The following is an 11,931-nucleotide window of genomic DNA, read 5'->3' as shown; positions in this document are numbered from 1 at the left end:
GACAGTCGACCCGCTCCCTTTCGCCTCGATCATGCTGTTCGCATGACGCGCGCATAAAGAGATAGATCAATCCGGGGGCCGCGCAAGGGTTGCAGGCGGAGGCCGTTGGATCCGCTGGCGCCTTGTCGATGCGTGGCTTCGAAGGCGCGCTATTCCTCGACGAAGGTCGCGGCTTCGTCCGCCGAGGCCCGGCCGGTGCGGAAGCGGTTGACCGGGGCGGTCTCGTCGGCGAAACCGAAAGAAATGCCGCAGACCACCAGGCGATCGTCGGTGATGCCGAAATGGCCGCGCAGGAACGCCGAATGATGGGCGAGCGCCGCCTGTGCGATGGCGCCGACGCCGCAAGCGTGGGCAGCCGAGAGGAAATTGGCGACATAGGCGCCGCAGTCCAGCGCGCCATAGGTCCCGAGCGCTTCGTCCGAGGTGATCAGGGCCAGATGCGGTGCGCCGAACAGCCGGAAATTCTCGAGGGTCTGCAGGCGCCGTGCCTCGGTATCGCCGCGGCCGATGCCGAGCGCCTCATAGAGCGCGAAGCCGGTCTCCCGGCGACGCGCCAGGTAGATGCCGCGATATTCGCGCGGCCAGGGCAGGTCGGAGGTGCCGGCGATGCCCTGGGCGGCCCGCTCGTAGAGCGCGGCCCGCAGGCGATCGGTCGCCTCCGGCATGGTCACGGTCACCTGCCAGGGCTGGGTATTGCACCAGGTGGCCGTGCGCTGGGCGATCGCGAGAATGCGCCGGATGGTGTCCCGTGGCACCGGCGCGGGCCGGAAGGCGCGACAGCTGTAGCGTCCCGCCAGCAGCCGTTCGAGCACTTGGTCGGGCGCTTCTCCGGTCACCGTCTCGCCGCTCATCACCAGCCTCCATCGATCATATCCACCCTAGGCCGCCGGCGCGGCCTTGATCATAGGGCTTAGGACATAGGGCCTTGGCCAGATGGCCGCTGTCACGGGGCTTTGGCGAAGGCCTCGGGATAGACCACCTGGAGTGTCGCATCAGGCGTCCATTGGACCATCAGCGCGGAGGAATCCCGGGTCAACCGGTCCTCGGCGAAGGCGAAGCCGTTCTGCCGCGGCATGATCATCGCGGCGTGGCCATAGGGCAGGTTGATGCCCTGGATCGCCGCCGCGATCCGTTCGCGATCGGTGGAACCGGCGACTTCCAGCGCCTCCTTGATGACCAGGGCGGATTGCGCGGCGAACATCGAGAACTGGCCGAAGGAACGCTTCAGCTGGGCATTGCGCACGACGTCGTCGATGAAGCCGTTGGTCGGGCCGGGCAGGCCGGGCGCGAACAGCGCCAGGCTGTAATAGTCGCGGGTCAGCACGTCGGAGGCGATGTCGCGGCCGAGCTCGTGCCAGAGCGAGGGGTCGGCGGCGCCGGTGCTGCCGATGAAGACGGCGCCGCGATAGCGGGTGTCGTAGCGCGCCCGGTGCAGCTTGACGATGTCGCCCTGGGTGTTGAAGCCGATGACCGCATCGGGCTTCAGCGAGCGGATCTTCAGCATGGCGGCGGTGTGGTCCTGCGCCCTGGTGTCGAGCGGCACGTCGCCGGCAATGGTATAACCGGCCGCCTTCAGCCGCTCGGTGGCGAGCCGGGTGAATTTCTGGCCGGCCTCGTAGTTTGACGAAGCGGTGACGATGCTGCCGAGCTTGCTGCCGCGCTTGTTGCCGAGGAAATCGATGAAACCCTTCATCGACTGGACGTAACCGCGGTCATTGTGCAGGCCGAGCGAGAACAAGTAGGGCGATGCGCTTTCCGAGGCCATGAAGGTCAGCATCGGGCATTTGTGAGCGTCCAGGACCGGGCCGATGGCGAGCGCCTCGGAGGTCAGCACGAAGCCGGTCAGCAGCGAGACGTTTTCCTGGGTGATCAGTCTGAGCGCCTCGGCCGCGGCCCGCGCCGGCTGGCCGGTCGAATCCGCCAGCACGATCTCGATCTTGGCGCCGCCGAGGCTCTTGATGCCGCCCGACGCATTGATCTTCTGGACCAGGTATTCGATGACCGGCCGGGTTTCCTGACCATAAGCCGATGTCGGGCCCGACAAGGGCTGGATGACGCCGATCCTGATCACCTGGGGTGTCTGGGCCGCGCCTGAGCGCAGTGACGCCAGGCCCCCGAGCGCGCCGGAAATCAGCGCTGTGGCCTGTCTGCGGTTGGGGTTCATCACGGTGGTCTTTCTTCTGGCAGAGACTTGAAAGGGCAGGTCGCGCGGGCGCGTTGCCACGCTGCGCGGAGGCGCTGTTAAGTCGTTCGGGCCCGGGCTTCGGCGCCGGCGAAGTCGGTGGGGTAGACGACGTCCTGGCCCTTGTCTGTCCGCCACTGGGCGATCACGCCATAGCTCTGGGTCAGCATCCGGTCCTCGCCGAAGCGCATGCCGTCGGGACAGGCGAGGTAGAGATTGGCGTCGCCGCGCGGCAAATGGAACCTGGCGAGCGCCTGGTAGATGGCGGCGGGCTCCGGTGCTTCCGCGGTCTCCAGCACGGCTTCCAGCACCCGGCCGGCCTGGGCGGTCTGGAGCGCGGCGGTGCTCAGATGCAGGTTGGGCTGGCGCTCGATGTCGGCAATGAGGCGCCTCAGCGCCGGCAGCCAGGCGCCGGTGGAGACGCCGACCAGGGCGAACAGGTTGCGGGTCAGCACGGTGTCGCCAATGGCGCTGCCGAGATCGTGCCAGAAGCTGATGTCGCCATAACCCGGCGACAGGAAGACCGGCTCGTGGACGGCCAGGCTGTGGCGGGCCTGCTGCAGCAGCACGCCGTCGCGGGGCAGGATCAGTCCGGCGACGAGGTCGGGCTTGCGCGAGCGGATACGCACCATGGCGGGGGTGAGGTCCTGGGCGCGGGTGTCGAGCGGCACCTCGTCGATCACCTCGATGCCATGCGCCTTCAGCCGCGGTTTCAGGAAATTATTGACCTGCTGGCCGGCCTCGTAATTGGAGAAGGCCATCACCGCGGTCTTGATCTTGTAGTTGCGCTCGCGGTTCAGATAGGCGGCGAAATCGGCGATCGGCTGGGCATAACCGCGGTCGAAGGCGAGGCCGAGGGAATAGAGGTAATTGGCGCGCGCCGTGCCGGCCCAGATGGCGATGGTCGGCATTTTCAGTTCGTCGATGACCGGCGCGAGCGCCAGGCTCAGCGGCGTGGTGATCGTGCCCATCAGGGCGGCGACGCGCTCCTGGGTGATCAGCCGGCGCGCTTCGGTTGCGCTGCGTCCGGGCTGGCTCGCGTCATCGGCCAGCACGAGCTCGATCGGCGCGCCGCCGAACTTCTTGATGCCGCCGCCGGCATTGATCAGCTTGACCACATAGTCGAGCGCCGGCTGGCCCTGCAGGCCGTAATTGGACAGGGCGCCGCTCATCGGCTGGATCATGCCGATGCGGATCGGCCGCGGCTGGCCGCGCACGGCCGGCGCGGCCAATGCCGCGGCGGTGGCGCCCGTCGCGGTCTTCAGAAGCAGGCGGCGGGTCAGGATGGTCATGACGGATCTCCGCGAAGTGGCTGTCGGGTCAACGTGCCGTGCGTGGTCTGGGCGTCGCGCCGGCGAAGGCTGCGGGGTAGACGACGTCCTGGCCCTGGTCGCTGCGCCATTGAGCCATGACGCCATAAGGCGTGGTCATCATCCGATCCGGCCCGAAGCGGATGCCGTCAGGGCTCGCCAGATAGAGATTGGGGTCGCCGGGGGGCAGGTGGATACGCCCGAGCGCCTGATGGATCGCCAGCGGCTCCGGTGCGTCGGCCGCCTCGAGCGCTGCCTGGATGACCCGGGCCGCCTGCGCGGTGAGCAGCGATACCGAGGTGATCTGAACCTGCGCCCGGCTGCCGAGATCGGCGACCAGCGCCTGCAGCGCCGGGATCCTGGCAGCGGGGCTGACACTGACCAGCGCGAACAGGTTGCGGGTCAGCACGGCTTCGCCGACCGCCGGGCTGAGGTCGTGCCAGAAGCTGATGTCGCCATAACCGGGCGAGAAGAAGATCGGCTCGTGATAGGCGAGGCTGTGGCGGGCCTGCTGCAGCAAGACGCCGTCACGCGGCAGGATCAGGCCGATCACCAGGTCCGGGCGCTTGGCCCGGATGCGCAACATGGCCGGGGTATGGTCCTGGGCGCGGGTGTCGAGGGCAATGTCGTCGAGAATGTCGATGCCGATCGCCTGCAGTCGCGGCTTCAGCAAAGTGTTGATCTGCTGGCCGGCCTCGTAATTGGAAAAGGCCATGACCGCGGTCCGCAGGGCGAAACCGCGCTCCTTGTTCAGGTAGTCGATGAAGTCGACGCTCGGCTGGGCGAAGCCGCGCTCGAACGGCAGGCCGAGCGAGAACTGATAATTCGACTTGGCGATACCGGCGCCGATCGACAGGGCCGGGACCTTCAGTTCGTCGATGACCGGGGCGAGGGCGAGGCTCGCCGGCGTGGTCAGCATTCCCGCCAACATGACCACGCGTTCCTGGGTGATCAGGCGCCGGGCTTCGGCCGCGGTGCGTCCGGGCTGGGTGGCATCGTCGGCCAGCACCACCTCGATGGGCGCGCCACCGAACCTGGCGATGCCGCCCGCGCCGTTGATCAGCTTGACGATATGCTCGAAGGCCGGCTGGCCCTGGCGGCCGTAACTGGACAGGCCGCCGCTCATCGGCTGGACCATGCCGATGCGGATCGGCCGCGGCTGGGCGCGGACGGCGGGTGCGGCGACCACCGCCAGGGCCATGGCGGTGCCACGCAGCAGCGACCGGCGCGTCGGGTTGGGTTTGGCGTTGGCCTTCATGGCGCAGGCTCCCCGGGCGGTGCCGCGATCAGCGCGTCGTGATGACCGGTGGACGCGTGGCGAATTGCGCGGGGTGAACCACCTGCAAGGTCTTGTCGGCATCCCATTGCACGATCAGGGTCGAGGCATCGCGCGCCAGGCGATCCTCGGCGAAGGCGACGCCGCCGGCACGCGGCAGGATCATCGAGGGATGGCCGAGCGGCAGTTCCAGCCGGCCGAGCTCCTCGGTCAGCTTTTGCGGGTCGACGGAGGCCGCCTTTTCCAGGGTCTCCTTGATGACCAGCAGGGCCTGGGCGGCGAAGATCGAGAACTGGCCGAGGCCGTGGCGCAGGCGTGGCAGCTGCTTGGCCTGGGCGGCGATGGCGGTCAGCGCGTCGATCTTCAGGCTCGGCGCATAAAGCGCCAGGCCGAAGGCGTTGCGGGTCAGCACCTTGGCCGCGATCTCCGGGCCGAGATCGGTCCAGACCGAGGGATCGGAGATGCCGAGATTGCTGACGAAAATACCGTCGAAATATTGCAGGTCGAAGCGGGCGCGCTGCAGCAGCAGCAGTTCGCGCTGGGTCTGCAGGCCGACCACCACGTCGGGACGGAGCGAGCGGATCTTCAGCATGGCGGCGCCGAGATCCTGCGCCTTGGTGTCGAGCGGCACGTCGCCGACCAGCTCGAAACCGCGGGCTTTCAGCTTCGCCGTCAGGAAGCCGGTGATCTGCTGGCCGGCCTCGTAGTTCGAGCTCGCCGTGACCACCCGCTGCACCTTGGCGCCATGGTCTTTGCGCAGGGCCTCGAGGAACTGCACCATGGATTCGGCATAACCGCGGTCGTAAGGCAGGCCGAAGGAGAACAGGTAAGGCGAGCGGCTGGTGCCCGAGACGAAGGAGATCATCGGCACTTTGAGTTCGTCGAGCGCCGGGCCGACGGCAAGCGCCTCGTGGGTGATGATGGCGCCGGCCAGCATCGCCACTTTTTCCTGGGTGACCAGGCGGCGGGCTTCGTTGGCCGCGCGTGCCGGCGAACCGCTATTGTCGGCCAGCACGATCTCCAGCCTGGCGCCGCCGAGGCTCTTGATGCCGCCGGCCGCGTTGATATTGCCGGCGATCATCTCGACCACCGGCTGGGTCTCCTGGCCATAGGCCGAGAGCGGCCCGCTCATCGGCTGGATCAGGCCAATGCGTATGGCCGGCCCCTGGGCCTTGACCAGAGGGGCGGCGAGCGGCAGCAGGGCCGCGGCGGTGCCGGCTTTCAGCGCGGTTCGGCGGGTCAGTGCAGTCATGGATCGGTCCTCCCTTGGACGGCAGGGGCCTCTGCGGGCCCTCTGTCAGATCGCGGTGAAATTCGGCTTGCGCTTCTCCAGGAATGCCTTGACGCCCTCGGCGAATTCATCGCCGCCGAAGGCGATCGCCTGGGCCATGGCTTCCTTCTCCAGGAAGGCCGGAAAGGTCGGGCCGATCGCCTCGTTGAGCAGCATCTTGGTCAGGCCGAGCGACAGGGCCGGGCCTGCGGCGATCTGCTCGGCCATCGCCATGGCTTCGTCGAGCAGGCTTGCCGGCGGAACGCTGCGCAAGGCGAGGCCGAGCGTCACGGCCTCCGCAGCGGTGACGCGACGATTGGTCAGGAGCAGCTCGCGGGCGCGCTGCATGCCGATGAAGCGCGGCAAGGTGAAGGCGAGGCCGAGATCGGGCGCCGCGCCGATATTCGGGAAGCCGGCGCGAAACGAGGCTTCCTCGGACACCAGAACCAGGTCGCACAGCATGGCGAGCGAAAAGCCGGCGCCGGCGGCGGCGCCGTTGACCGCGGCGATGACCGGCGTCTTGCCGGTGACGAGATGTTCGACCCAGGCATAGCTCTGCTGCATCCGGGCAAAGACCGAAGGCGCCCGCCGGTCGGTCATGTTGCGCAGGTCGCCGCCGGCGCAGAAGGCATTGCCGGTGCCGGTGATGACGAGACAGCGCACCGCCGGATCGGCCGTCAGCGCCGGGATATGGGCGGTCAGGCCAGCCTTGATGTCGGGACTGATCGCATTCATCGTCTCGGGCTGATTGAGCCGGACGAGCGCCACCGCGCCGCGCTTTTCGACCACCACCGCGTCCACAGCAATCTCCATATGCAGAAATCGATTTTGCATCGTCACCGATGTCCGGCATGCTGTCCATCGGTCGAAAGGCCATTATTGCAAAATTCGATTTCGCATTGCGATACAAAGGGGGCTGTGAAATCATGCCCTCAATCAAAACAATCATGGCCGGGAGATGCGCCAATCATGGGTCTGACGCAGTGGCTAACGCATGGCGCACGGCAGCACGCCGATGAACTCGCCCTGGTTTTCGGTGACAAGCGCTACACCCGGGCCGAGTTCGAGGACCGGGTGAGCCGGCTCGCCGCGGTGCTGCGCGACTGCGGCGTCGGCACCGGCGACCGGGTGGCCATGCTCGCCAATAGCAGCCATCGCTACATCGAATATTATTATGCCTCGCTCTGGGCCGGCGGCATCATGGTGCCCCTCAACACCCGCCTGGCTTTGCCCGAGATCGTCGAGCAGGCGCGCGACGCCGAACCGGTCGTGCTGATCGTCGACGAGAGTTTTTCAGGCCAGGCCGAGCCCCTGATGCAGGCGGCGCCGTCATTCCGCCATGTCATTTTCGCCGGTGACGGTGCGGCGCCATCAGGCATGATCTCTTATGAGGCGGCGCTCGCCGCGGCCATGCCCATGGCCGATGCCGGGCGCGACGGCGACGATGTCGCCTGCCTGTTCTACACCGGCGGCACCACCGGCCGGGCCAAGGGCGTCATGCTCAGCCATGGCAACCTGATCGCCAATGCCCGGAACACCCTGGCGCTGACCGGTTTCGACCGGACGCTGGTGCATCTCCATGCCGGCCCCCTGTTCCATCTCGCCGCCGGCGGCCGGGTCTTCGCCACCACCATTGCCGGCGGCCGGCATGTGGTGGCGCCACGCTTCACGCCGGAAGACGCGCTCGAGATCATCCAGCGCGAGCGCATCACCACCGCGACCTTCGTGCCGACCATGCTCGGCATGATCCTGCAGATGCCGAACTTCTCGTCCTACGATCTGTCGAGCCTCACCCGCATCACCTATGGCGCCTCGCCCATGCCGGAAGCGCTGCTGCGCGAGGGCCTCGAACGGTTTCCGGGCGTCGCCTTCGCCCAGTCCTACGGGATGACCGAATTGTCGCCCATGGCGACCTTCCTGCCGCCGGAGGAACATCGGCTCGACGGCGACACCAGGCGGCTGCGCTCGGCCGGGCGCGCCGTGCCAGGAGTCGAGGTCAGGGTGGTCGACGAAGACGACAGTCCCTTGCCGGTCGGCAAGGTCGGCGAGATCGTGGCGCGCGGGCCGACCGTCATGAAGGGCTATTGGCGCCAGCCGGAATTGACCGCCACCGCGCTGCGCGGCGGCTGGATGCATACCGGCGACGCCGGCTATTTCGACGAGGACGGCTTTCTCTATGTCGTCGACCGCACCAAGGACATGATCGTCTCGGGCGGCGAGAACGTCTATTCGACCGAGGTCGAGAATGCCATCTGCCGGCATCCGGCGGTGGCGCAATGCGCGGTTATCGGCATTCCCGATCCGAAATGGGGCGAGGCGGTCCATGCCATCGTCGTGCCGCGCGCCGGCAGAGAGCTGGATGCGGCCTCGGTGATCAGCCACTGCCGTGAACTGATCGCGGCTTACAAATGTCCACGCAGCGTCGACGTGCATCCGGAGCCTCTGCCGCTGTCGAGCGTCAACAAGATCAACAAGGCCGTGTTGCGCCAGCCGTTCTGGGCTGGCCGCGACCGGCAAGTGAACTGACCGGCAGGGGAGCGTCATGACACTGAGAACGGGTCTCGTCAGCGGTGACCGCCACCTGTCGAACGAACAAATGGACGAGCGGGTCCGGGGCGCGGCGGTCGGGCTGTCGAAGCTTGGCGTCGAGCCTGGCGCGACGGTGGCGCTGCTCCTGCGCAACGACTTCGCTTTCCTCGAGGCGACGCTGGCCGCGCAGCGGCTTGGCGCCTATGCCGTGCCGATCAATTGGCATTTCAAGGCCGAGGAGGTCGGCTACATCCTCGAGGACTCGGCCGCCAAGGTGCTGGTCGCCCATGCCGACCTGCTGGCCGACATCGCCCACGCGGTGCCGGCCGAGGTCACGGTTCTGGCGGTCGCGACCCCGCAGGACGTTCTTCAGGCCTATCGTATCGCCGCCGACAAGGGAGCCGTGCCGGCCGGCGTCGAGGACTGGGACGCCTGGATCCTGACCCATGATCCGGCACTCGCCGCGGCACCGCGCTCGAGCGACAGCATGATCTATACGTCGGGGACCACCGGGCGGCCGAAGGCGGTGCGCCGCCAGCCGCCGACACCGGAGCAGGCGGCCAAGGTCGTCGCCATGCGCACCATGGTCTATGGTTTCGAGCCGGGCATGCGCTCGGCGATGAGCGCGCCGATGTATCACTCGGCGCCGAACAGCTATTCGATCAACGCGGCGCGCCAGAACGGCTTCCTGATGCTGCTGCCGCGCTTCGATCCGGAAGTCCTGCTGCAGACGATCGAGCAGGAAAAGCTGACCCATCTGTTCATGGTGCCGACCATGTTCGTCAGGCTGACCAAGCTGCCGGCCGAGGTGAGGGCGCGCTATGACGTCTCGTCCATGCGCTTCATCATCCATGCCGGCGCGCCGTGCCCGCCTGACGTCAAGGAGGCGATGATCGACTGGTTCGGGCCGATCATCCACGAGTTCTACGGCGGCACCGAGTCCGGGCCGGCGCTCTATTGCACGGCCGAGGAATGGCTTGCCCATCGCGGCACGGTCGGGCGGGTGATCGACGAGACGACCGTCCAGGTGATCACCGATGACGGACGCGTGGCGAAGACCGGGGAAACCGGCGAGATCTTCATGCGCATCCACTATTATCCCGACTTCACCTATCACAACCAGGATGAGAAGCGCCGCGAGATCGATCGCGACGGGCTGATCACCTGCGGCGATGTCGGCTATTTCGACGCGGACGGCTATCTCTATATTTGCGACCGCAAGCGCGACATGGTCATCGTCGGCGGCGTCAACATCTACCCGGCCGAGATCGAGGCGGCGCTGGCCGCCATGCCGGGCGTGCGCGACTGCGCGGTGTTCGGCATTCCCGATGCCGAATATGGCGAGGCGCTGATCGCGCTGGTGCAGCCGCTCGAGGCCGGCACGGTGACGGCGGAGGCGGTCCGCGCCTATCTCAAGACCCGCATCGCCGACTACAAGGTGCCGCGGCAGATCGAATTCCGCGCCGAACTGCCGCGCGAGGATTCCGGCAAGATCTTCAAGCGGGTGCTGCGCGAGCCCTATTGGCGCGACGCCAAGCGGGCGGTGTGAGGGGCAACGGTTGGCCGGACGGCAACGTCTCGGATTTCCGTCAGCCTGCGATGAAGAAAAGCGCCGACAAATCAACCCTCTCCCAAAGGGAGAGGGTGCCGGCGGAGCCGGCGGGTGAGGGGCGTGAACTCGACGAACTGACGCTGTCGCGCGCGCTGCCCTCTCCGGAAATGGACGACCCCTCACCCGGCGCCTGACGGCGCCACCCTCTCCCTCTGGGCTACGACATTCACACATCGTGGGTTGCGAGGAGGATGCGGCTCTGATTCCTTGATCCGCAGCTAGCGGGAGGAAGCAGATGCAGGAGCATGGGCTGGGGCGGTTTGGCGACCGCCGGCTGGAAAAAGGGGGGTCTTTTTGCACCGCCGGCTGGTCGAGTGGGGTGGTCGTGGCATTCGGATTCGGCCGCTGGGCGGCAACCGGCGAGGCGAGATGCGCCTGACCCGTTTGCTGCGCAATCCGGCGGTGACGGTCGAAGAGATGGCGGCGACGGCGCAAGAGCGCACGGCGGAACGGTGTATCGGCCGGCCGGTGCTGGCGATCCAGGACACCACCAGCATCAAGTCGAGCGGCGGCGGTGGGCTTATGTTGCATGCGATGATCGCGGTGGATGCCGAGGACGGCGCCATCCTGGGGTTGGCGCATGCTCAATTCATGAGCCGCGACAAAGGCTTGCGTGGGGAGCGGAAATCCCGCCCATTGGCGGCGAAAGAGAGCCGGCGCTGGCTGGAAGGGGGCGAAGACGCGGCCAGGATCGGGGCGCTGGCTCGTAGCGTGACGGTGATCGCCGATCGCGAGGGCGATATCTTCGAGGCCTTTGCACGACGCCCGAAGGACATCGAGCTTCTGGTCAGGGCGGCCCAAGATCGCAGCCTCGGCGATGGCGGTCGGCTGTTTGCCACCGTGGATGCCTTGCCTGAGGCCGGCCGGACCCTGCTGGACCTGCCGGCCAAGCCCGGCCGCAAGGCGCGCCAGGCGCGACTGGCGGTCCGCTTCATGGCGGCGCAATTGGCACGTCCCAAGGCCGGCACACCAGGACTTGAGGCCCTGCCGGCGAGCGTCGGCATGACGCTGGTCGATATCCGCGAAGTCGATCCACCGGCGGGCGAGCCGGCGGTTCACTGGCGGCTCTTGATCTCGCGCGCGGTCCGCGACATCACCGAAGCCCTGGCGGTGGCCGAGCTCTACCGGCGTCGTTGGGCCATCGAGCAGTTGTTCCGCACCCTGAAGACCCAGGGCTACGACATCGAAGGCCTGCGCATCGCCGAGGATGTGCCCCGTCTCAAGCTGGTCATGGCAGCGCTGGTGGCCGCGGTCAGCGTCCAGCAACTCGTCCATGCTCGTGACGGCGCATCGCCTCAGACCCCGCTCAGGCCGCTCACCGATGCCTTCCAGCCGGAAGATCAGCCCTTGCTCGAGGCGCTCTCGGCCAAGCTGGAGGGCAAGACCCAGCGGCAGAAGAATCCACACCCCAAGGGCTCGCTCGCCTTTGCCGCCTGGGTTTGCGCAAGGCTCGGTGGCTGGACCGGATATTACGGCAAGCCTGGCCCGATGGTCATGCTACAGGGCTGGCTATCCTTCTACGATGCCAAGCAGGGATGGGACGCTCTCGCCCAGGCAAAAGATGTGTGAATCTAGTAGCCCTCTGGGAGAGGGTTGGCTCGCGTGTGTTTTCCGGCGGTGGCGTTCTCAGGCCCGATCATCGCACATCGCTCAAGGAACGCCTCCGTCAGCGCGGCGTTCGACTGACGACGCGACAGGTTCGCTGCGTGGCAAAAACCAAGCGCTTGAAAAAAAATTCGAGGACGATGTCGT

General features: G+C 67.1%; 9 protein-coding genes. 3 read left to right on the top strand and 6 right to left on the bottom strand.

The annotated features are described in order from the left end of the window. Window positions 1–149: 149 nt before the first annotated feature. The 6 genes from E8M01_RS03330 to E8M01_RS03305 form a co-directional block, all read right to left on the bottom strand. Window positions 150–851 (bottom strand): nitroreductase, encoded by a 702-nt coding sequence (locus E8M01_RS03330; RefSeq protein WP_136958810.1) that lies wholly within the window; start codon window positions 849–851, stop codon window positions 150–152. A gap of 92 nt (window positions 852–943) precedes the next feature. Then, window positions 944–2,164 carry an ABC transporter substrate-binding protein gene (locus E8M01_RS03325; protein ID WP_136958809.1) on the bottom strand — a complete coding sequence of 407 codons (1,221 nt, stop codon included), beginning with the start codon at window positions 2,162–2,164 and terminating at the stop codon, window positions 944–946. 77 nt (window positions 2,165–2,241) lie between these two features. Next, complete coding sequence (locus E8M01_RS03320; RefSeq protein WP_136958808.1) at window positions 2,242–3,474, bottom strand: ABC transporter substrate-binding protein; 1,233 nt, start codon at window positions 3,472–3,474, stop codon at window positions 2,242–2,244. Between the two features lie 28 nt (window positions 3,475–3,502). Next, window positions 3,503–4,750 carry an ABC transporter substrate-binding protein gene (locus E8M01_RS03315; protein ID WP_136958807.1) on the bottom strand — a complete coding sequence of 416 codons (1,248 nt, stop codon included), beginning with the start codon at window positions 4,748–4,750 and terminating at the stop codon, window positions 3,503–3,505. 28 nt (window positions 4,751–4,778) lie between these two features. Continuing rightward, window positions 4,779–6,020 carry an ABC transporter substrate-binding protein gene (locus E8M01_RS03310; protein WP_136958806.1) on the bottom strand — a complete coding sequence of 414 codons (1,242 nt, stop codon included), beginning with the start codon at window positions 6,018–6,020 and terminating at the stop codon, window positions 4,779–4,781. Window positions 6,021–6,065: 45 nt separating this feature from the next. Continuing rightward, entirely contained in the window at window positions 6,066–6,851 is a 786-nt protein-coding gene (locus E8M01_RS03305) for an enoyl-CoA hydratase/isomerase family protein (RefSeq protein WP_136958805.1), read from the bottom strand. A gap of 156 nt (window positions 6,852–7,007) precedes the next feature. Here E8M01_RS03305 and E8M01_RS03300 point away from each other — a divergent pair, with 156 nt between their 5' ends. From E8M01_RS03300 to E8M01_RS03290, 3 genes are all read left to right on the top strand, one after another. Then, complete coding sequence (locus tag E8M01_RS03300) at window positions 7,008–8,564, top strand: long-chain-fatty-acid--CoA ligase (protein WP_136958804.1); 1,557 nt, start codon at window positions 7,008–7,010, stop codon at window positions 8,562–8,564. A gap of 16 nt (window positions 8,565–8,580) precedes the next feature. Continuing rightward, window positions 8,581–10,116, top strand: a complete 1,536-nt coding sequence (locus E8M01_RS03295; RefSeq protein ID WP_136958803.1) for an acyl-CoA synthetase — start codon at window positions 8,581–8,583, stop codon at window positions 10,114–10,116. Between the two features lie 432 nt (window positions 10,117–10,548). After that, window positions 10,549–11,748: an IS4 family transposase gene (locus tag E8M01_RS03290; protein ID WP_136958598.1), complete on the top strand. Its 1,200-nt coding sequence runs from the start codon at window positions 10,549–10,551 to the stop codon at window positions 11,746–11,748. Window positions 11,749–11,931 lie beyond the last annotated feature (183 nt).

Origin of the sequence: Phreatobacter stygius (assembly GCF_005144885.1) — a bacterium.
GTDB lineage: Bacteria > Pseudomonadota > Alphaproteobacteria > Rhizobiales > Phreatobacteraceae > Phreatobacter > Phreatobacter stygius.
The sequence above is the reverse complement of the archived record's forward strand: the minus strand, read 5'-3'. Positions and strand labels throughout refer to the sequence as shown.

Bases quoted from the DNA above. Each gene is read 5' to 3' on its own strand.
- E8M01_RS03330 (WP_136958810.1), bottom strand. From the start codon at position 851: ATGAGCGGCGAGACGGTGACCGGAGAAGCGCCCGACCAAGTGCTCGAA.
- E8M01_RS03325 (WP_136958809.1), bottom strand. From the start codon at position 2,164: ATGAACCCCAACCGCAGACAGGCCACAGCGCTGATTTCCGGCGCGCTC.
- E8M01_RS03320 (WP_136958808.1), bottom strand. From the start codon at position 3,474: ATGACCATCCTGACCCGCCGCCTGCTTCTGAAGACCGCGACGGGCGCC.
- E8M01_RS03315 (WP_136958807.1), bottom strand. From the start codon at position 4,750: ATGAAGGCCAACGCCAAACCCAACCCGACGCGCCGGTCGCTGCTGCGT.
- E8M01_RS03310 (WP_136958806.1), bottom strand. From the start codon at position 6,020: ATGACTGCACTGACCCGCCGAACCGCGCTGAAAGCCGGCACCGCCGCG.
- E8M01_RS03305 (WP_136958805.1), bottom strand. From the start codon at position 6,851: ATGGAGATTGCTGTGGACGCGGTGGTGGTCGAAAAGCGCGGCGCGGTG.
- E8M01_RS03300 (WP_136958804.1), top strand. From the start codon at position 7,008: ATGGGTCTGACGCAGTGGCTAACGCATGGCGCACGGCAGCACGCCGAT.
- E8M01_RS03295 (WP_136958803.1), top strand. From the start codon at position 8,581: ATGACACTGAGAACGGGTCTCGTCAGCGGTGACCGCCACCTGTCGAAC.
- E8M01_RS03290 (WP_136958598.1), top strand. From the start codon at position 10,549: ATGCGCCTGACCCGTTTGCTGCGCAATCCGGCGGTGACGGTCGAAGAG.